The sequence below is a fragment of the Anaerofustis sp. NSJ-163 genome (genome assembly GCF_024135845.1).
Taxonomy (GTDB): domain Bacteria; phylum Bacillota; class Clostridia; order Eubacteriales; family Anaerofustaceae; genus Anaerofustis; species Anaerofustis butyriciformans.
On record NZ_JAMYJV010000002.1, the window covers coordinates 134,595 to 155,168 of the forward strand.

At 29.5% G+C, this 20,574-nt stretch carries 21 protein-coding genes and 1 riboswitch; of the genes, 10 read left to right on the forward strand and 11 right to left on the reverse strand.

Features of this window, described 5'->3' with window-relative positions; genetic code table 11:
- Positions 1–3: 3 nt before the first annotated feature.
- From mnmE to M6G78_RS03005, 3 genes are all read right to left on the reverse strand, one after another.
- On the reverse strand, positions 4–1,380 hold the full coding sequence (gene mnmE / locus M6G78_RS02995) for a tRNA uridine-5-carboxymethylaminomethyl(34) synthesis GTPase MnmE (RefSeq protein WP_253229569.1): 1,377 nt from the start codon (positions 1,378–1,380) through the stop codon (positions 4–6).
- A gap of 160 nt (positions 1,381–1,540) precedes the next feature.
- Positions 1,541–2,131: a DUF5673 domain-containing protein gene (locus M6G78_RS03000; RefSeq protein ID WP_253229570.1), complete on the reverse strand. Its 591-nt coding sequence runs from the start codon at positions 2,129–2,131 to the stop codon at positions 1,541–1,543.
- 1 nt (position 2,132) lies between these two features.
- The gene (locus tag M6G78_RS03005; protein WP_253229571.1) at positions 2,133–3,086 is read right to left on the reverse strand and encodes a 3'-5' exoribonuclease YhaM family protein; all 954 of its coding nucleotides are present in this window, start codon (positions 3,084–3,086) and stop codon (positions 2,133–2,135) included.
- Between the two features lie 94 nt (positions 3,087–3,180).
- On the opposite strand from M6G78_RS03005, the gene M6G78_RS03010 reads away from it, so the two are divergent.
- The 4 genes from M6G78_RS03010 to M6G78_RS03025 all read left to right on the forward strand — a co-directional run bounded on the left by M6G78_RS03010 (position 3,181) and on the right by M6G78_RS03025 (position 6,744).
- Entirely contained in the window at positions 3,181–4,182 is a 1,002-nt protein-coding gene (locus M6G78_RS03010) for a DnaD domain protein (RefSeq protein WP_253229572.1), read from the forward strand.
- 2 nt (positions 4,183–4,184) lie between these two features.
- Positions 4,185–5,126: an ATP-binding protein gene (locus tag M6G78_RS03015; protein ID WP_253229573.1), complete on the forward strand. Its 942-nt coding sequence runs from the start codon at positions 4,185–4,187 to the stop codon at positions 5,124–5,126.
- A 95-nt stretch (positions 5,127–5,221) separates the two neighbouring features.
- A complete protein-coding gene (locus M6G78_RS03020) occupies positions 5,222–6,565 on the forward strand; it encodes a butyryl-CoA:acetate CoA-transferase (protein ID WP_253229574.1) in 1,344 nt (447 codons plus the stop codon).
- Between the two features lie 2 nt (positions 6,566–6,567).
- Complete coding sequence (locus M6G78_RS03025; RefSeq protein ID WP_253229575.1) at positions 6,568–6,744, forward strand: DUF6440 family protein; 177 nt, start codon at positions 6,568–6,570, stop codon at positions 6,742–6,744.
- An 11-nt stretch (positions 6,745–6,755) separates the two neighbouring features.
- Here M6G78_RS03025 and M6G78_RS03030 read toward each other — a convergent pair whose 3' ends face one another.
- The 5 genes from M6G78_RS03030 to M6G78_RS03050 form a co-directional block, all read right to left on the reverse strand.
- Entirely contained in the window at positions 6,756–7,199 is a 444-nt protein-coding gene (locus M6G78_RS03030; RefSeq protein WP_138268631.1) for a helix-turn-helix domain-containing protein, read from the reverse strand.
- Between the two features lie 118 nt (positions 7,200–7,317).
- The gene (locus M6G78_RS03035; protein WP_253229576.1) at positions 7,318–7,944 is read right to left on the reverse strand and encodes an energy-coupled thiamine transporter ThiT; all 627 of its coding nucleotides are present in this window, start codon (positions 7,942–7,944) and stop codon (positions 7,318–7,320) included.
- A gap of 69 nt (positions 7,945–8,013) precedes the next feature.
- Positions 8,014–8,114, reverse strand: a riboswitch (TPP riboswitch).
- A 58-nt stretch (positions 8,115–8,172) separates the two neighbouring features.
- A complete protein-coding gene (locus M6G78_RS03040) occupies positions 8,173–8,418 on the reverse strand; it encodes a helix-hairpin-helix domain-containing protein (protein WP_253229577.1) in 246 nt (81 codons plus the stop codon).
- Between the two features lie 2 nt (positions 8,419–8,420).
- Positions 8,421–8,687, reverse strand: a complete 267-nt coding sequence (locus M6G78_RS03045; protein ID WP_253229578.1) for a hypothetical protein — start codon at positions 8,685–8,687, stop codon at positions 8,421–8,423.
- 1 nt (position 8,688) lies between these two features.
- On the reverse strand, positions 8,689–8,979 hold the full coding sequence (locus M6G78_RS03050; protein ID WP_138268628.1) for a NifU family protein: 291 nt from the start codon (positions 8,977–8,979) through the stop codon (positions 8,689–8,691).
- A gap of 131 nt (positions 8,980–9,110) precedes the next feature.
- Here M6G78_RS03050 and M6G78_RS03055 point away from each other — a divergent pair, with 131 nt between their 5' ends.
- A complete protein-coding gene (locus M6G78_RS03055; RefSeq protein WP_253229579.1) occupies positions 9,111–10,490 on the forward strand; it encodes a sigma-54-dependent Fis family transcriptional regulator in 1,380 nt (459 codons plus the stop codon).
- A 14-nt stretch (positions 10,491–10,504) separates the two neighbouring features.
- On the opposite strand, the gene M6G78_RS03060 is transcribed toward M6G78_RS03055, so the two are convergent.
- Genes M6G78_RS03060 through metG form a run of 3 tightly spaced genes read right to left on the reverse strand, consistent with a single transcriptional unit; the run spans position 10,505 to position 13,955 of the window.
- The gene (locus M6G78_RS03060) at positions 10,505–11,353 is read right to left on the reverse strand and encodes a bifunctional 5,10-methylenetetrahydrofolate dehydrogenase/5,10-methenyltetrahydrofolate cyclohydrolase (RefSeq protein ID WP_138268626.1); all 849 of its coding nucleotides are present in this window, start codon (positions 11,351–11,353) and stop codon (positions 10,505–10,507) included.
- 2 nt (positions 11,354–11,355) lie between these two features.
- On the reverse strand, positions 11,356–11,994 hold the full coding sequence (locus M6G78_RS03065; protein WP_253229580.1) for a cyclodeaminase/cyclohydrolase family protein: 639 nt from the start codon (positions 11,992–11,994) through the stop codon (positions 11,356–11,358).
- Between the two features lie 5 nt (positions 11,995–11,999).
- Complete coding sequence (gene metG, locus M6G78_RS03070; RefSeq protein WP_253229581.1) at positions 12,000–13,955, reverse strand: methionine--tRNA ligase; 1,956 nt, start codon at positions 13,953–13,955, stop codon at positions 12,000–12,002.
- 203 nt (positions 13,956–14,158) lie between these two features.
- On the opposite strand from metG, the gene M6G78_RS03075 reads away from it, so the two are divergent.
- The 5 genes from M6G78_RS03075 (at position 14,159) to M6G78_RS03095 (ending at position 20,572) form a co-directional block, all read left to right on the forward strand.
- A complete protein-coding gene (locus M6G78_RS03075) occupies positions 14,159–16,318 on the forward strand; it encodes a bifunctional (p)ppGpp synthetase/guanosine-3',5'-bis(diphosphate) 3'-pyrophosphohydrolase (RefSeq protein WP_138268623.1) in 2,160 nt (719 codons plus the stop codon).
- A 12-nt stretch (positions 16,319–16,330) separates the two neighbouring features.
- The gene (deoD, locus tag M6G78_RS03080) at positions 16,331–17,041 is read left to right on the forward strand and encodes a purine-nucleoside phosphorylase (RefSeq protein ID WP_138268622.1); all 711 of its coding nucleotides are present in this window, start codon (positions 16,331–16,333) and stop codon (positions 17,039–17,041) included.
- 178 nt (positions 17,042–17,219) lie between these two features.
- Complete coding sequence (locus M6G78_RS03085; protein ID WP_138268621.1) at positions 17,220–18,038, forward strand: cell division protein FtsQ; 819 nt, start codon at positions 17,220–17,222, stop codon at positions 18,036–18,038.
- 5 nt (positions 18,039–18,043) lie between these two features.
- Positions 18,044–19,738 carry an ABC transporter ATP-binding protein gene (locus M6G78_RS03090; RefSeq protein ID WP_138268620.1) on the forward strand — a complete coding sequence of 565 codons (1,695 nt, stop codon included), beginning with the start codon at positions 18,044–18,046 and terminating at the stop codon, positions 19,736–19,738.
- Positions 19,739–20,572, forward strand: a complete 834-nt coding sequence (locus tag M6G78_RS03095; RefSeq protein WP_138268619.1) for an energy-coupling factor transporter transmembrane protein EcfT — start codon at positions 19,739–19,741, stop codon at positions 20,570–20,572.
- Positions 20,573–20,574 lie beyond the last annotated feature (2 nt).

Below are 20,574 nucleotides of genomic sequence, written 5' to 3' on the forward strand. Positions count from 1 at the left end.
CCTCTACTTTCCTAAACAGAAATTCTTAAATATTTCATCTATAATATCTTCACTTGTGGTTTCTCCAGTAATTTCTCCCAATTTTGAAAGAGCAGCATTTATATCTATTTCAACCAAATCCACTTCTAATCCGGAGTGAACCATCTCTATGGCATGATCAAAATCTTCTTTTGCTCCAAGTAAAAGATTTTTATGTCTTACGTTACTTACAAGGATTTCTCCAACTTCGTCATTATCATTTACTTTGGCTATATCATAAATTGCTTTTTCGATTTTTTCTATCCCCTCTTGTTTTAGCGCAGATATTTCTATTGTTTTATAATTTTCAAAAGCATTTATTGTTTCGTTATTTACATCTAAATCCATTTTGTTTAAAACAACAATTATATCTTTATTTTCAGGAAGCATTTTTATTATTTCTATATCTTCACTATCTAAAGCACGGGAAGAATCTATGCAAAATAAAATTATATTACTATCTTCAAGCATTGATATAGACTTATCTATTCCTATTTGCTCAACTTTATTATCGGCATTTCTTATTCCTGCGGTATCAATAAATTTAACAGGGACACCTTTTATATTTACAACTTCATCAACGATATCCCTTGTTGTTCCTGCCTCGTCTGTTACAATTGCTTTATTTTCGTTTATAAGGGCATTCAAAAGTTGAGATTTCCCTACATTTGGTTTTCCTATTATGGCAACTTTTATCCCCTCTTTAAGAATTTCGCCTTTTTCAAAAGTTGATATAATTTTCTTTAGTTTAAAAGACATTTTTTCTATTAAATCAACAATTTCATTATCCGTTAAATCTTCTTCATCATATTCAGGATATTGAATTGTTACTTCAAGCCTTGCAAGCATATTTGTAATATCTGCCTTTATTTCATCTATTTTTTCCGATAAATCCCCTTTTAAAGAATTCATGGCACTTTTTGCAAAACTGTTTGTTTTAGCCATAATCAAATCACTTATTGCCTCAGCTTGAACCAAGTCTATTCTACCATTTAAGAAAGCTCTCTTTGTAAACTCTCCTGCTTCGGCAAGTCTTGCTCCGTTTTCCAAAACCAATGCTAAAACTCTTGAAGTCACGCTCATTCCCCCATGACAGTTTATTTCAATTACATCTTCTGCCGTAAAAGAATGTGGCGCACACATTTTTGACACCAAAACTTCGTCAACGACTTCATTTGTTTTTGAATCTATTATATGCCCATAATTTATGGTGTTTTTATCAACGTCAAAAATAGATTTATTTTTCATCTTAAATATTTTATTAATAACATTAAAAGCATTACTGCCACTTATTCTGATTATGGAAACCCCACCATAACCTGAAGGAGTTGCAATAGCAGCAATTGTATCTTCTTTAAACATAATTTACCTCTTTAAAATATTTCCTAAAAATTTATAAATATTTCCCGTATAACTTTTAAATTATATCATACAGATTTTTAAAAAGCTATATTCTTTTAAATTAAAGAATATATTTTTAAAATAAATTAAAACCATGCCTAATAGACATGGTTTTATAATGTTATTTTCTTCTTTTTCCTCTTTTTTTCTTATTTGGAGTAACTCCGTAATAATGAGCAGCTTTACCTTTAACCCCGACATTAGCCCTCAATATTTTTTCCATATTTTCTCTGTCATCATAATCGATAAACATAATCTGTGTTGCATTAAAAATACCTGATTTCGGTTTTGCCTTTATAGACAAACCTTTATGATTTTTTCTGTGTTCTACAGCATAAGAATCTATTTTTTCATAAACCAATGCACCAGTCATTGTTCTTATGCCATATTCATACAATCCTCTTCCACCCAATATACACATGAATAAAGAATATGTGGCAAAACCAAAATAAACACCTATAAGTCCCATACAATAGAAGAATATCGTAGCATTTAAAATTTTAAGCATATCCAATATCAAGATAGCTGCTATTATTATAACAACATATAAAAGCTGCCATTTAAAATCGGTGTTACCCAACCCTTTCGGAGCTGCATAAACCATTTTCCCCAACTTTTTATTATTTTTTGAAAAACCCCAAACCTTAATTGCAAGCATCCCGAAATATCCAATAAAAAATATTACGAGAGAAGCTGCCATCTGTACACTCATATTATTTTTCCTCCGTATTTTCTATATTATAGTGATATATGTTTCTGTTATCAAGCATTCTTACTCTGCTTGAGAATTCATTTTCTTTTGTTGCATTAAAAGCTGTCTGCATTTGATTCATTCTCGAATCCAAAATATCAAGATAATGAAGCATTTCTGCTTCCGGTATCATAGGGTATTTAGGAGAACCAAACTCAGGATGATAATGATGTGAAAGAACCATATGTTTAAGCAAAAGCGGAACTTCGCTTTCAATATTTAAGTTTCTGCTTACATTATCTATTTCACAAATGCACTGAATTATATGTCCAAGAAGTTGTCCGTCTTTTGTATAACTTTCAACAACTCCCAAATCATTACATTCCATTTCTTCTGTTTTACATATATCATGAAGTATAACGCCTGCAAAAAGCAAATCCGTATTTAAAAATGTATATGTAGCACTAAGTTTTTTTGCATTTGTAAGCATTGTGAAAGTATGAAATAATAGTCCACTTTTCATTGCATGATGAAAAGATTTTGCCGCAGGATATGTTTTAAATTTGTATTCATACTTATCAATTAAAGTCTTTGTGATAAGTTTAATATCCTTATTTTTGAAATTATTTATAGTTAAAATAATTTCTTCAAACATCTTATCAGCATTAAAAGGTGCGGCTTCAACAAGCTTATTCATTTCTTCATCGTTCAATTTAACTTTTTCAATATGTTCAATCTTAACTTGAGGATTTGAACCAAAGCTGTCTACTTCACCGCTTACTTTTACAACATCACCGGCTTTAAAACTATCCTTTTGACCTTCTTCCACATTCCATAATTTTGCGGCAATTTCACCGCTTTTATCTTTAAGGATTATATCAAGATAATCTTTACCTGTTCTTGTCTTTCTAAGCATAACGCTCTTTAAAATAAAATTATCGAATACCTTATCGCTAACTTTTAAATTACTAATCATTTACTACCTCGTAAAATTAAAATACATATTATATTCTACACTAAAGTTACAAAATATGCTATAATTGTTTTACTTTATTTTGGAGAAATTTTAAATGAATAGATTTGAATTTATAAACAACAACGATGATATAGGTGTAACAATAGTAGAAAATATTTTTATAAACCACTTTATGCCAATGGCAAGAGGAGATTATGTCAAAGTATATTTATATGGACTAAAATGTACACAAAACCCAATATCTGAAATGCCTTCAAATAAAAAAATCGCAAACACTCTTGGAATGAGTGAAGGTGATGTAGTAAAAGCGTTTAAATATTGGCATGAAAAACAAGTTTTAACTTTTATTCATACAGATAAAAGAAACTATGTAATTCAATATAAAAATATATCTACTATGATATTTACTCCTGAAAAATTCAAGAAAAACGGTTCTTACAGCGAAACAATAGAATATAACACCAAAAAACAAAGTTTATTTGACGAACTTAGTAAAGAATTTGAAGCTTCCATTGAGGAAGGTGGACTTGGAAGACCGATATCACATCAAGAAATGGAAATGTTCTCTGACTGGATGGAAGATTATTCTTTTAGTACAGAAACCGTTAAATTAATAGTAAATACATGTCTTATTAAAAGGAAAATAAAACAAAGAAAATATTGGAATGCAGTGGCAATGGACTTCCACTCAAAAGGAATAAAAACCTTTGACGAAGCCGCAATGGAATTTAACAAAAGCGATAAAAGATATCAAGAATATCAAAAAATATTTAAATATCTTGGACTTAATACAAGAGGAACATTTATTACAAAACCTGAAGAAAATCTTGTGGATAAATGGCTTGATGAATATAAATTAAGTATGGAACAAATTTTAAAAGCCTGTGACGAAACCATTGCAACAAACAAACCAAGCTTTAAATATGTTGATAGTGTAATTTATAGCATGTATATAAACAAAGATAAAAACACAAAACCTCAAAACAGCAATAAACAATATAATAAACCTTCAAGTACAAAAGAAACGATACAAGCAGATCTTGATTATGAATATTATAATGAAGAAGATATTATAAAAATGATGAGTGAGGATTAATCATGAATATTAACGAAAAAAAAATGATTGATTTTAACAATAAAAGACATTTAAAAGAAAAAGAATTAGAAAGAAAAATAGATTATGTAAAACAAAATTATCCTGAAATAAAGAAAATCCTTAACGAAATTAACGAACTTGGAATAAGCGCTTGTCTTGGTAATCTAAGTAGTGAAAAATACAAAGAAAAAGAAACAAAACTAAATAATCAATTAAGAGAAGAATTAATAAAAAAGGGTTTTGATGAAAATTTCTTGGAGGTAAAATACGACTGTAATAAATGCAAAGATACAGGATATATAAACGGACATATGTGTGATTGCTTAAAAGAATTTTTACATTTTAATGTAAAACCTCACCCTTTACTTTTTAGAAAGGGAAGCTTTGAAGAATTTAATGAAAATCTATTTACTAATGAATCAAAAAAAGGAGAAATATCACCAAGGGAAAATATTTTAAAAAATAAACAACAATCTTTAAGGTTTATAAATGAATTTAATGACAGTAATAATAACATAGGTTTACTAATGTCAGGTAAAGTTGGAAGTGGAAAGACTTTTCTTGCAGCTGCAACAGGAAAGGTTTTATTAAAAAAAGGATATAGTGTTGTTTGTTTAACTGCAAGAGAATTTGAAGATGCAATAAAAAATTTCTCTAATCCATCTTTAGAAGAACATAAACAAAATATATTAAATGCAGATTTATTAATTCTTGATGACCTTGGAATAGAAACCCAAAGTGAATATGTTAACAATGAAATATTAAAATTAATTGATTATAGAATCACTTACAATAAAAAAATGATAATAACAACAAATCTTAATCTCAATGAAATAAGCGATAAATACAAATCAAGAATATATTCAAGGATAGTAAGTAATTTTAAATATTTACATTTTATCAGTTCAGATATAAGAATAAGAAATAAAATGAGAAAAAAATAAGTAATTTTTTACTGATTTAAAACTTTAAGCTATTGACCCTTAATAGTTATTAATGATAAAATATAAATAATTCAAATAAACGAGAGGATACTAATATGGATTATAAAAAAGAATATGAACAAAAATTAGTAAGTGCTGAACAAGCAGCAAAAACAGTAAAATCAGGCGATTGGATTGATTACGGTTGGACAGCAACAACTCCTGTTGCATTCGACAAAGAATTAGCAAAATTAATGCCTAACTTAAAAGACGTAAACGTAAGAGGCGGTATCTTAATGTGGGAACCTGAAATCTTCAAATTGGAAGATGCAAAAGATCATTTCACATGGAACTCTTGGCATATGGGAGGAATTGAAAGAAAAGCTGTAGCAAAAGGATTTTCATTCTATTCTCCAATTCGTTACTCAGAACTTCCAAGATACTATAGAGATGGAAATACTCCAGGAGCAGATGTTGCTGTTATGCAAGTTTCTCCAATGGATAACCATGGATACTTTAGTTTTGGACCAAGTGCTTCACACTTAATGGCTGTATGCGAAACAGCAAAAAAAATTATTGTTGAAGTAAACGAAAATGTACCAAGATGTTTAGGAGGATTTGAATCTGCAGTTCACATCTCAAATGTAGATATGATTATCGAAGGAGACAACCCTCCAATGGCTGAAATGGGTGGCGGTGGAGCTGCAACAGACGTTGATAAAACAGTTGCAAAACTAATCGTTGAAGAAATCCCTAATGGAGCTTGTTTACAACTTGGTATCGGTGGAATGCCAAACGCAGTTGGTTCTTTAATCGCAGAATCAGACTTAAAAGACCTTGGTGTTCATACAGAAATGTTTGTAGACGGTTTTGTTGATATTGCAAACGCAGGCAAAATCAATGGTTCTAAAAAGAACTTAAACAGATTCCGTCAAACATATGCATTCGCAGCAGGTACAAAAAAATTATATGATTACTTAAATGACAACCCAGAATGTATGTCAGTTCCTGTTGATTATACAAACGATGTAAGAGTTATCTCTGAACATGATAACTTCATCTCAATCAACAATGCTGTTGATATTGACTTATTCGGACAAGTAAGCTCTGAATCTTCAGGAACAAAACAAATTTCTGGAGCAGGCGGACAACTTGACTTCGTTCTTGGTGCTTACTTATCAAAAGGAGGTAAAAGCTTTATCTGCTTATCTTCTACATTCAAAAACAAACAAGGTGAATTAAAATCTCGTATCTTACCAACACTTCACCCTGGTTCAGTAGTTACAGATACAAGAGCAAATACTCACTATGTTGTAACAGAATATGGTAAAGTAAACTTAAAAGGACTTTCTACATGGCAAAAAGCTGAAGCTTTAATCAGTGTTGCTCATCCTGACTTCAGAGAAGAACTTATTAAAGAAGCAGAAAAAATGAACATCTGGAGAAGAAGCAATAAATAACAATGAAAAAAAGATTCATAAAAGTTCATAGTGAAGGAACAATAAAAGGTAATGAAATTTGGGTTGACAGAGAAACAGGAGTAAATTATTTATTCCATTTCGACGGAACAGCAAGTGGACTTACCCCTTTACTAAACAAGGACGGAAAACCTTTAGTTACTCCAATATATGATGAATAAAAAAGGACTGTTTAACAGTCCTTTTCTTTTTTTTCAATATTTAAAAATGCTTTATAAAACACATCTTTTAAAACGAGCACAGCATCTTCAAGAGAATAATCATATTTTTTCATTGCTTCTTTTATCATATTCTCAAAATGAGACAAATAGTAATCCATATCTATTTCATCTTGATATTTAGTTAAAATAGGATAAACTTTAGTCCAGTCTATTTCAAGCCCTTTTTCTCCGTTTTTTACTTCAAGCTTATTATTTTTTTCTTCACCTGTTAATAAATAATCTATACTTACCTCAAGTATATCACAAAGTTCTATAAGCTTATTTGTCCCAACTAAAATAATATCCTGCTCCCATTTTGAAACTGTTTGTCTTGATACTCCAAGTTTTTCTGAAAGCTGTTCTTGTGTCAAATTAAGATTTCTTCTTTCACGTGCTATTCTTTGTCCTATACTCATAACATTCCTCCAAACTATATTAAAATAATTATAACACTAAAAACTAAATTATAAATATACTACAAAGTTCAAAAAGCACTCCTTAATAATAAAAAAGAAGAAGTAAAACACTTCTTCCTTAAATATTATTTTTAACTCTTTCAAATCCTTTTTTTACAGCCGGTATTGAAATTACAATAATTGTAAGAATTGCTTCAGCTCCTATATATATTCCGTTATATACCAAAGAATAAGCAAGTGGCGACCAGCCTGCCCAAGCATATTCAGCAAAAAATATAAAACCTGAAAGGACTGCAAAAATATATCTTCCGATAACACCAACTATATATCCCTTTAACAAACCGTTTTTTGATTTATAAAATATTCCGGATAAACCAAGAGCCCCAAAAGCAAGTAAATAATCAACGATAACCTGCAAAGGAAAAACTATGTAAGGTTCAATAATCAGTTGCAAAATACCATATGCAGCACCTGTTAAAATACCTGTTGCAGGACCAAAAAAATAACCCGCCAAGCATACAAATAACATACTACATAAAGTTACGGAACCTCCAAATGGAAACTCATATACTTTAAGCATTGATGCTACTGTTCCAAGAGCAATAATCATTGCACAAAAAACCATTTTTTTTGTACTGATACTTTTTTGTTTTTCTTTCTTATTTGATTTTGATAAATATACACCTATAACCAATGCCGCAATAAGTAAAACTGCTAAAGTTATATATCCTATTGTTGTTGGCATATAACCGTCAGGTGTAGATGATACAAAAATTTACATAAAAATACCTCCTTTTATAAACATAGGAGGGGTTAAGAAAATATTTAGCTTCCTTACGCCGGCATAACCCGGATCAAGTAGTAAGGGTAAACACGAATAGTTCTCTCAGCCCATAGGCTCCCCTAGCTTATTTGTATTATTTTGATTTCACAATATTTTACCACTGACAACATAATATGTCAAATACTAGTATTATTTATCTTTAAAATCCCACCACTTTTTATTCTCTCTATCTTCTCCTTCGTTCGCATAATACACAGCACATCTATATACATAAAGCTGACACCTGTCAACTTTACAGCCTTTTTGTTCACATTCCTTTAAATATATTTTTTCAGGATCTTCTCCTTTTAAGGACTCAATATTTTTATACCCTAACATTATTAAATCTTCTTCTGTTTTCTTCCCTACACCTGGTATTTTTCTAAGTTCACCCATAATCAATTCCTTTGTGATTTATTTAATAAAATAGATTTTATTTTATAAAAATCTTCCTTATCCTTTAAAATATATTTATTTTCAATTTTTATTTTATCCATACAAACGCAGGCATTATTACATCCGCATACAATAAACGCAATATCACAAATGTGATTATCATCATAATAAAAACATAAATCAGGGAATTCCTTTTTTAATTTTTCAACTTCACTAACCCTGTTATATGTTTCATTGCAGCCGCCACAGTATTTTAAATATACGTTCATTTTATTTCCCTTTTAGAAAATTTTTTGCAAAATCAAGAAGTTCGTCATTTACTCCCTCAACAAGAATTACATCTTTTATGCTTGGTATTTCTTTTAATAAGTTATATTTTATAAGTTCTTCATTTGTTGTCTTTGCACTTACACAGTTTGCACATTGACCTATTAATTTTACTTTCAGTATTCCTTCTTTATATTCCTTTATAACAACATTACCGCCGTGATTTTTTAAATAAGGACGAACTTTATCATTTAAAACTTTTTCTATTTCTATTATCTTATCATCTTTTAACATAACTCTACCTCTATAAAATTATATAAAACAATTATATTTTTTTCAAATATATTTTTTCCTTATATTAATAAACCAGGTTGTTGCATTCTTGCAACATGCATAGTAAAATACAATTATATACGAGGTGTAAAATGGAAAATAATATCTTTAATAATCTCCAAGAAGCAAATGAAAGACTTGATGCAATAATAGAAAACTCATTTGACGGTATTTATATAACAGATAATAAAGCAAATACAATAAAAGTAAATAAATCTTATGAGGTAATTACAGGCTTAAAAAAAGAAGAAGTTTTAGGTAAAAACATGATTGACCTTATAAAAAATAATGTCATATCCATATCAGGTTCGGTCTTGGCTCTTCAAAAAAAAGAACCAATAACCCTTCAACAAGAATTTAAAACTGGGAAAAAAGCGCTAATAACAAGCTCCCCTGTTTTTGACAAAAAGGGTAATATAATAATGGTTGTAACAAACGTAAGAGATTTAACGGAAATTTACAAATTAAAAAAAGAAGTAGAAAAAAACAGCTTCTTAAAAAACGAAAATAAAAATATAGAATCAACTGATTTTAAAGAAAATGAAAAGATTATTTGTGTTGATGAAAATTCAAAGCAAGTTTTAAATATTGCAAAAAAAGTTGCAGACCTTGACACAACGGTAATGCTTATTGGACAAACAGGAGTAGGTAAAGAACTTTTTGCAAATTATATTTTAAATAACAGTAACAGAAAAAATGAACCTTTTATAAAAGTCAACTGTGGTGCTATATCCCCATCTCTTGCGGAAAGTGAACTTTTTGGATATGAGAAAGGATCATTTACAGGAGCAGACAAAAAAGGAAAAGCAGGAATATTTGAGGCGGCTAATAACGGAACAGTGTTTTTAGATGAAGTTGGAGAACTTCCTCTTTCATTACAAGTGAAACTTTTAAGAGTTATTCAAGAAAGAGAAATAGAAAGAGTCGGGGGAACAAAATCCATAAAAGTTAATGTTAGAATAATAGCCGCAACTAATGCAGACCTTGAACAACTTGTGGAAAAGAAACTATTTAGAAAAGATTTATATTATAGACTAATGGTTTTTCCTATATATATTCCGCCTTTAAAAGAAAGAAAAGAAGATATTATACCTCTTATAAATTTATTTAAAGATACATTTAATAAAAAATATGGCTTTAACAAATCATTTTCAAAGGAAGCACTTGAATTTTTAAAAGAACAGGAATGGAAAGGAAACATAAGAGAACTAAGAAATGTAGTAGAAAGAGGATTAATACTTTCTGATAATGTAGTAACGACAAAAGATTTAAACTTTCCTAAATATAATAAAGACATTATAAAAGATTTTAAACTTCCTAAAACAGACAATTTAAAAGAACTTATAGAACAAATTGAACTTGCATATATAAATAAGGCTTATGAAAAATATAAAAATGTAAGACAGGCAGCGGCAAGTTTAAATATGGATCCATCTACATTTGTAAGAAAAAGAAAAAAATATTCAAGATAAAAAAAACGGATAAATTATCCGTTTTTTTGTTTACATGCTTTTAAAACATTTTTAACAAGACAAGCCGTTGTTACACTTCCTACTCCGCCTGGAACAGGAGTAATCATACCTGCAACTTCACTTGCACTTTCATAATCAACATCACCTGTCAATTTACCATCATAAAAATTAATTCCTACATCTATAACAACAGCATCTTTTTTAATATATTCTTTATCTACCATATTTGCTCTTCCAACAGCAACAATTAAAATATCAGCTTTTTTACATACTTCTTTTAAGTTTTTTGTTCTTGAATGACAAATCGTAAGAGTAGCATGTCTGTCTAAAAGCATCATACTTAAAGGTTTTCCTACAACAAGACTTCTACCTACGATTACAACTTCTTTCCCTTCTGGATTTATTCTGTAATAATCTAACATTTCCATAACTCCAAGAGGTGTACAAGGATAAAAACCACTTGTATCTGAAATAAAAAGTTTTGCCATATTTACAGGAGAGAAACAGTCAATATCTTTACTTGGAGAAATTATATATTTTATTTTATCTTCATCAATCTGATCAGGAAGAGGTCTAAATACCAAAATTGCATTTATACTTTCATCTTCGTTTACTTCCTTTAATATATTAATGAATTCTTCTTCCTTAATATTCTCATCTAATACTATTGATTTTACGGATATGTCAGCTTTTTCCATGAAATTCATTATACTTTTTTCATATGAAATATCACTAGAATTATTTCCAACCCTAATAACTGCTATTTGAGGATTTATTCCTTGTTCCTTTAACTCATTACATTCTTTTTTGCTGTTTATTATAATTTCATTTACAACCTTACTGCCAAGTAATTTCTTTGTCATATTTATTCTCCTATATTTAGTCTATCCAAAACCTTATTATATATTTCATCACACAAGATTATGCCATTATCAACTTTATCTTTACATTCTTTCAAATTTTTTTCTATAAAAGAAGAATCTTTTATTGTTTTCATGTTTATCAATACATTCAAGTAAGCACCTTTTAAAGCTGTTCTTAAGCATTCAACTCCTACTCCAACATCACTTATTAACAACACAGAACCTTTTGTTAAAAGTTCTTTATGAAGTAATATTGCTTCATAGGAAATATCTATAATCTCTATTGGTACCTTACATGCAATAACGGAACATCTTGAAATTTCATCATCTTTAAATTTCTTTTCTTCATCACTTTCTGCTTTTAAACCATATGCTTTTGACAAAGGTATAAAATTCTCTTCATCTTCATCTATTAAAGATAAAAATCGTTCTTGAAGTCTCTTTGCATCTTTTATTATTTTTTGAATATCCTCTTCATACTGTGCATACTTTTTCTTTCCTGTCGTAAAATTAGAAACCATTCCCGACAATGCCACACCTAAAGAGCCACATAAGGAACAGACCCCGCCCCCTCCGGGAGCAGGGTCTTTGCTGTACGTTTTATTAACAAAATCTTGTAAAGTATAATCTTTATAAGCCATATAAATTATCTAACCTCTAATCCACTTTCAATATCTTCTTCAGGAGATACAAAAGTAAGCTTTCCGTCTTTATCTTCCGCAAGAAGTAACATTCCCTCAGAAACTTCACCTCTAAGTTTTGCAGGTTTTAAGTTTGCTACTACTACAACATTTTTACCTACAACTTCTTCAGGGGTAAAGAATTTGGCAATACCTGAAACAATCTGTCTTTTTTCTTCTCCAACCATTACTTCAAATACCAATAATTTATCAGCATTAGGATGTTTTCTTGCACTTACTATTTTTCCCGTTTTTAACTTAACTTTTGCAAAATCATCAATGGTAATTTCTGTATTTTCTTGTTCTTCTTTCTTTGCTTTTTTATTTTCTTTTTTATCTTTTTTCTTTTCTTGTTTTTCTTCTTTACCAACTTGTTTCATAATTTCTTTTGGATCAAGTCTGTTAAATAATACAAATGATTCATTTAAAACTATGTCTTCTTCTAAACCACTAAAACTTAACACACTTTCATAAGAATCATTTTTTGTATTTAACATTTTAATGATATTTTCACCTGTTTGAGGCAAGAAAGGTGTAATTAAAATACCGATAACTCTTATTGATTCTAAAAGATTATATAAAACAGTTTTTAATCTGTCTGCTTTGCTTTCATCTTTAGCAAGTACCCAAGGCATTGTTTCATCAATATATTTATTACTTCTTCTTGCAAGAGCAATAATTAAATTAATTGCATCAGCAACTTTTAATTCATTCATTTTTTCTTCAACAAGTCTTGGTGTATCTGTAACGTGTTTAATTAAATCATCATCAACATCTTCTTTAACATTAGGATTTGTAACTTTACCATCAAAGTATTTTTTACTCATTGCTAAAGTTCTGTTTACAAGGTTACCTAATATATTTACAAGTTCTCCGTTAACTCTGTCAATAAGTTGTTCGTAAGTTAGTGTACCGTCTTGAGCAAAAGGCATTTCTCTTAAAAGATAATATCTTACACTGTCAACACCAAATACATCTACAAGGTCATCAGCATAAATAACATTACCTTTTGATTTACTCATTTTACCTTCACCAAGAAGTAACCAAGGATGTCCAAAAATTTGTTTTGGAAGAGGGATATCAAGAGCCATAAGCATTATAGGCCAGTATATTGTATGGAATCTTAAAATATCTTTACCAATTAAATGAACATCTGCAGGCCAGTATTTCTTAAATGTATCTTCATGATTTCCATCAACATCATATCCAAGGAATGTAATATAGTTTGAAAGAGCATCAATCCAAACATATACAATATGACCTTCATCAAAATCAACAGGTATACCCCATTTAAAACTTGTTCTTGATACACATAAATCTTTAAGTCCAGGTTTTAAGAAGTTATTAACCATTTCATTTTTTCTTGATTCAGGTTGAATAAATTCAGGGTGTGAATCTATATATTCCATTAATCTGTCAGCATATTTGCTTAATTTGAAGAAATAAGCTTCTTCTTTTTCATAAGTAACTTCTCTTCCACAGTCAGGACATTTTCCGTCAACAAGCTGACTTTCTGTAAAGAAAGATTCGCATGGTTCACAGTACATTCCTTCATATACGCCTTTATATATATCCCCTTTTTCATATAATTTTTTAAATATTTGTTGAACTTTCTTTTCATGATAAGGGTCTGTTGTTCTGATAAATTTATCATAACTTGTATTCATAATATCCCAAATTCTATGAATTTCGCCTGATACATTATCTACAAATTCTTTTGGAGAAATTCCGGCTTCATTCGCCTTTGTTTCTATTTTTTGACCGTGTTCATCTGTTCCTGTTTGAAAATAAACATCGTACCCAGTCATTCTTTTATATCTTGCTATACTATCCGCCAATACAATTTCATAAGTATTTCCAATATGAGGTTTACCTGATGTATAGGCGATTGCTGTTGAAATATAATATGGTTTTTTACTCATCTATCACACTCTCCTTAAATAAAAAGCTATAATAATTTATATTACCAAATATACCCTTTAAAATCAATTATATACTAAATAAATATTTAATCTGCATGTTTATTTTACATTAAATAAAGTTGAACAGATGCTCACTTTGTGTTATTATAAAAGATACAAATAAGGACTAAACATGTAATGTTTAGTCGGTTGGGAGGATGCCTATGGAACTTCTTAGAAAACTTGAAAACAGTATAAGAGAATATTCAAAAGATGCAAATTTTGAAATCATAGAAAGAGCTTATTTGCTTGCAAAAGATGCACATAAAAATCAAACAAGATACTCAGGGGAACCTTATATATCTCACCCTCTTGAAGTAGCTTTTATTTTAACGGATTTACACATGGATACGGATACCATTTGTGCGGCAATTCTCCACGATGTTATAGAAGATACTCCTGCAAGTTATGAAATGATAAAAACAAACTTTAATCAAACAATAGCAAATTTAGTTGACGGAGTTACAAAAATAGGCAAACTTCAATTTATAACAAAAGAACAAAGAGAAGCCGAAAATCTAAGGAAAATGGTTATAGCAATGGCTAACGATATAAGGGTCGTTATAATAAAATTAGCCGATAGACTTCATAATATGCGTACTCTATCAGCCATGAGACCGGATAAACAAAAACAAAAAGCAAGAGAAACTCTTGATATTTATGCACCTATTGCCCATCGTCTTGGTATCTCTAAAATAAAATGGGAACTTGAAGACTTGGCTCTTCTTTACCTTGACCCTGAAGCTTATCATGACATAGCAAGAAAAGTTGCATTAAAAAGAGAAGAAAGAGAAGCTTTTATAGATAATGTTAAATATATGTTAGGCAAGGTTTTAAAAGAATCCGACATCGAAGCAAAAATAGAAGGAAGACCTAAACATTTTTATTCAATTTACAGAAAAATGAAAAAAGGAAAAGCCTTTGAAGAAATATACGATTTATTTGCCATAAGGGTTTTAGTTAAAACAGTAAAAGACTGTTACGGAGTTCTTGGTATGGCTCATACACTATGGAACCCAATGCCCGGAAGATTTAAAGATTATATAGCAATGCCAAAACCAAATATGTATCAATCTTTGCATACAACTGTATTCACAAAAGGCTCCGAACCTTTCGAAATACAAATAAGAACATATGAAATGCACAGAACGGCAGAATACGGTATCGCTGCTCACTGGAAATACAAAGAAGGAACAACAAATAAAAAAGAAGACAGTTTTGAAAAAAGACTCATTTGGATAAGAGAATTAATGGAAATGGAAAATGAAGTCGAAAACTCCGATGAATTTATGGAAGGAATAAAATTTGACTTATTTACAGATGAAGTTTTCGTTTTTACTCCAAATTCAAAGGTTATTCAGCTCCCAAGCGGAGCCTGCCCTATTGACTTTGCATACAGAATCCATTCAGATATAGGAAATCAGTGTGTAGGAGCAAAGGTAAACGGAAAAATGGTACCTTTAACATATAAACTTCAAAATGGAGATATAGTAAACATAATAACTTCTCCAAACTCTAAAGGTCCAAGCAGAGACTGGCTTAATATCGTAAAAAGTTCTCACGCAAAAACAAAAATAAAATCTTTCTTTAAAAAGGCAGACAGAGAAGAAAACATCATTAGAGGAAAAGAAGCCCTTGAAAAAGAAGTTAAAAAAGATGGATACTCTCTTAATACAATTGCTACAAACGGTCATTTGGAATTCGTAAAAAAACGTTTTAATGTAAATACTTGGGATGACTTGTATTCAGCTATTGGATACGGCGGACTTAAAAGCGGAATGGTCTTCCAAAGAATAAAAGAACATTTCAAAGATGAATTTGAAAACGAAGAAAAAGAAAAAGAAATTAAACTTGTAAAGAACAAAAAAAGCAAAAACAGCAATGCAATCAATGTTCAAGGGTATACAGATCTTGCCGTATTTTTCTCAAATTGCTGCAATCCCGTACCGGGAGACAATATAGTAGGATATATAACCAAAAACAGAGGGGTATCTATTCACAGAGCGGATTGTATAAACGTAAGTAATTCAATCAACAAAGAAAGACTTATAAACGTATCTTGGAATACGGAAGAATTAAAGGAAAACAAAACCTTTGAAGCCGATATAAGAATAACTGCCCATGACAGAATAGGTTTGTCCGCCGAAATTTCGACAATAATAAGTAACGAAGGATTTAATATGTCTAGCTTCTCTGCTTCATCAGACAAAAAATATGGCTCCGTTGTAAACATAAGTTTAAATGTTCATAATACTAAAGAGTTAGAAGATTTATTCAGAAAACTTAAAAATATTAACGGAGTAAAAGAAGTTTACAGAATTTAGGAGGAATAAAAAATGACAACACCTCATATTAACGCAAAAGACGGCGACTTTTATAAAACGGTTTTAATGCCGGGAGATCCTCTAAGAGCAAAATATATTGCAAAAAACTTTTTGGAAAATGCAAGAGAAGTAACAAATGTAAGAGGAATGCTAGGTTATAGTGGACAATATAAAGGTAAAAACATCTCCGTAATGGGTTCAGGAATGGGTATACCTTCAATATCAATTTATTCTCATGAATTATATAGTTTTTACGGAGTTGAAAATATAGTAAGAATAGGAAGCTGCGGAGGATACAGCGAAGATGTAAAAGTTAACGATGTATTAATAGCACAAGGTGCAAGTACAAATTCAAACTTTGCTTCTCAGTTCCACTTAGACGGAACTTTCGCTCCCCTTGCTGATTTTGATTTGCTTATTAAAACTTACAATAAAGCAAAAGAACTTAATATTGATGTAAAGGTAGGAAATATTCTTTCAAGCGACAACTTCTATGCACAAGGCAGTGACGGTTGGAAGAAATGGAAAGAGCTTGGAATTCTCGGAGTGGAAATGGAAGCAGCAGGCTTATATAGTGTTGCAGCAGCCTTAAATAAAAAAGCTCTTGGAATTTTTACGGTAAGTGATCATTTTATTTATACCGATACTATCTTATCAAGTAAAGAAAGAGAAACAAAACTAAACGATATGATAACTCTTGCCCTTGAAACTTTTGCAGAATAATTATAATAATAAAAAAAAGCACATTTTATGTGCTTTTTTTTTACAGGATTATGAAATATTTTTTTCATATCAACACATAATGAAAATTTACTTTCTTTTTACCGTTAAAAGAAAGATTATTTTACATAAAATATTTATAATAATTTTAGATTTATATATTTTGGAGGAAAACAAAAAAATGAACAAACAAACACAAAATTTAATGATTTTTATTTTATCAATGGCATTATATGGGATTGCCACTTTATTTACAGAACTAATACCTTCATTTCAAATAGGTATAATAGAAATTTCTGTTGAATATTTCTTATTTATTCCATTAACATTGGCAATGCTTTTTTCACCTTTACCAGTTGCTCTTGGTGCAGCAACAGGAGAAATTGTTTTTAGTGAAATAATGCTTGGACAATTTGGAGGAATAGGTGAACTTGAAAAATTTATAACACTAGCAATAGGTATTTATATTGCAGGAAGAATGGTAAAAGATCCCAAAAACAAAAAAATGGTTGCAATAGCTGCAATATCAGGTGTAATAATACAACAATTCATGGGATGTTGTATTGATATTTTAAAAGTTCAATTTGCAATAGAAGAGTTTGAAGCTGTTGCGGGGCTTCCAGAAAGTGTCTTCTTTACAGAAGGATTTGCATTTTTAAATGACGTTCTATTCTCAGGAATACTATTTTGTATGTTACCTACAATTTTCCTAGCTCCTAAACTTTATGGAAAAATAGAACCTCTTCTTGGAATGAGACCTAGAAATCCTCAAACTTCTTTTGAAGGCATTTCTCCAAAAATTATTTTATCATCTATAGGATTCTTTATTCTTGCAATTATCAGTGAATTTCTTGCAGAAAACGGCATGGCATTAATTGAATGGGAAGCTGAATGGGCAGGAAATACAAATTCAATATTTATAGGAATAATCGTTGCTTTTATTATTTCAATTATTACTCTTTTCGCAATGAAGAAAAAGAAAAATACAGAGGTTAAATAAAGGATATGATAGAAATTAAAAATTTAACATTTACATATCCTGCTGCAAAAACACCTACATTAAAAAATATTAATCTAAATATTGAAGATGGTGATTTCCTTGCAATCATTGGTAACAATGGTTGCGGGAAATCAACTTTTTGTAAAACATTAAATGGATTAATACCTCACTTTATCGATGGTGATATAACAGGAGATATTTTTATAGATAAAACAAATACAAAAGAGGCAGATATCGGACAACTTGCATGTAAAGTAGGATATGTATATCAAGACTTTGAAAATCAAATAGTTAGACCAACTGTTTTAGATGAAGCATCATATGCATGTTTAAATTATGCATATGAAGATTATGAAGAAAAAGGTAAAAAAGCAGTAAAGTTATGTGGTCTTGAAAAAAATATGAATGATTATATTTGGCAACTTTCAGGAGGGCAGAAACATCTTCTTGCCTTGGCTGGAACAATTTCTCTTAGTCCAAATATTTTAATCTTAGATGAGCCAATTGCTCAGCTTGACCCTCAAAATGCAAAGAAAATATATGATACATTAAAAATGCTAAATGAAAAATATAATAAGACAATAATTGTAATAGAACACCATACAGAATTTATTGCACAATATTGTAAAAATGCAATTTTGATGAAAGACGGGGAAATCTTATGGAAAAAAAATGCTAAAGAAGCACTAAGAGATGTATATAAGCTACAAGATAATAACATCTTCCCTCCACAAATCACCATTGCAGCAAAAAAATTAATTGATAACAATATAATAAAAAATAATACAAAAAAACTTCCAACAACATTAGAGGAAGGTTTAGATTTCTTTAAAAATTACAAATATAAATTTAATAATAAAAATAATTTTCATGAAATCAAAGAAAAAAAAGATGTTATCTCGTTTATAAATATAGATGTATCATATAGAGCTGTAAAAGGTAAAAGAAACAATATAATGAAATATATGAATTTAAACATTAAAAAAGATGAAAAAGTTGCTTTAATTGGCTCTAATGGAGCTGGAAAATCAACGATAATGAAGCTTATAATGGGGCTTATAAAACAAGATAATGGAAATATTTTAATAGATGGAGAAAATATAAAAGATATCCCTTATAAAGACTTATCAAAAAAAATTTCACTGGTATACCAAAACCCTGAACAAATGTTTATTAAAGATTCAATAGAGGAAGATATAAGCTTTGCTCTTAAATCAAGAAATATTGATAATTATAAACAAAAAACCATTGAACTACTTAAAAGATTTAATTTAAATGAAATAAAAGACAAAGATGGCAGAATGCTATCAGGTGGACAAATGCGAAGAGCTTCACTGGCAATAGGAATAGCGTTAAACCCTTCAATTTTATTGCTCGACGAACCTACAGCAAATTTAGATATTGCTACAAGGAAAGAAATAATGAAAACATTAAATGATATTAAAGATATCACTCATACTGTTATTATTGCCACACACGATATGCAACTTGTATGTGACTGGGCAGATAGAATAATTGTGTTATCAAGTGGACAAATTATAGATGACGGCAATAAAGATAAAGTATTTTCCAATAACATTGTAACAGATATTATGGGAATAAATCCGCCACAAATATATTCTATGGCAAAAATGCTTGACAAACAATCCAATTGTTATACAATAAATGAATTTTGCAATGCTTTTGGAGGTAATGCATAAATGAAAAACAAACTATCAGAAAATATTTTAGATAAAATATCTATTGATTATATAAGAAATCAAGTTCTAAAAAACGCATATGGAAACGATGATACAAAAATAGCGAAACTAGATCCAAGAGTTTTATTATGTTGGTATTGTTTCTTTGGAATAGTACCTTGGTTTTTAAACAATATAATTATTCTGCTTGGCATTTTTATTTTGGTTGTCATAACAACAAAATTAGCTAAAATCGCACCTTTAGTTTTATTTTTATTTTGCCTTGGTGTATTTTCTCAAACAGGATATTTATTTTTTGTTGCTTTATTTTTTGGTGGAAATACAACAACGATTATCCCATTATTAATAATGACATTAAAAATAGCAATCGTTTCCCTTGCTTCAATAACAGTTTTTTCGGGCTTAGATCCAGATAGGCTTGCAAATGGACTTTTATGGTTTAAATTTCCGGAAACTCTTTCTTTTAGTATTTCTTTTGGATATAGAATTTTACCTATACTTATGGAAGAATTTCAAAATATTCTTCTATCTTATAAACTTAGAGGAAACCCACCTCAAAACAACACTCTAATTGGAAAAATAAAATATTTAATTTATCAAATAAAAATAATTATTTTATCATTTTACCCATTAATGCTTAATATGGCAAAAAAATCAAGAACAACAGTTGAAGCTTTAGAAATAAAAGGTTATAGATACTCTATGAATAATGAAAATGTAAAGAAATTAAAACTATCTTCATTATGCATAACTAAAATGGACATTAATTTTATTATAATTTCTGTTTTATGGATATTCGTTTGTATTTTATTTTCAAAGCTAATTATTTTATAAGG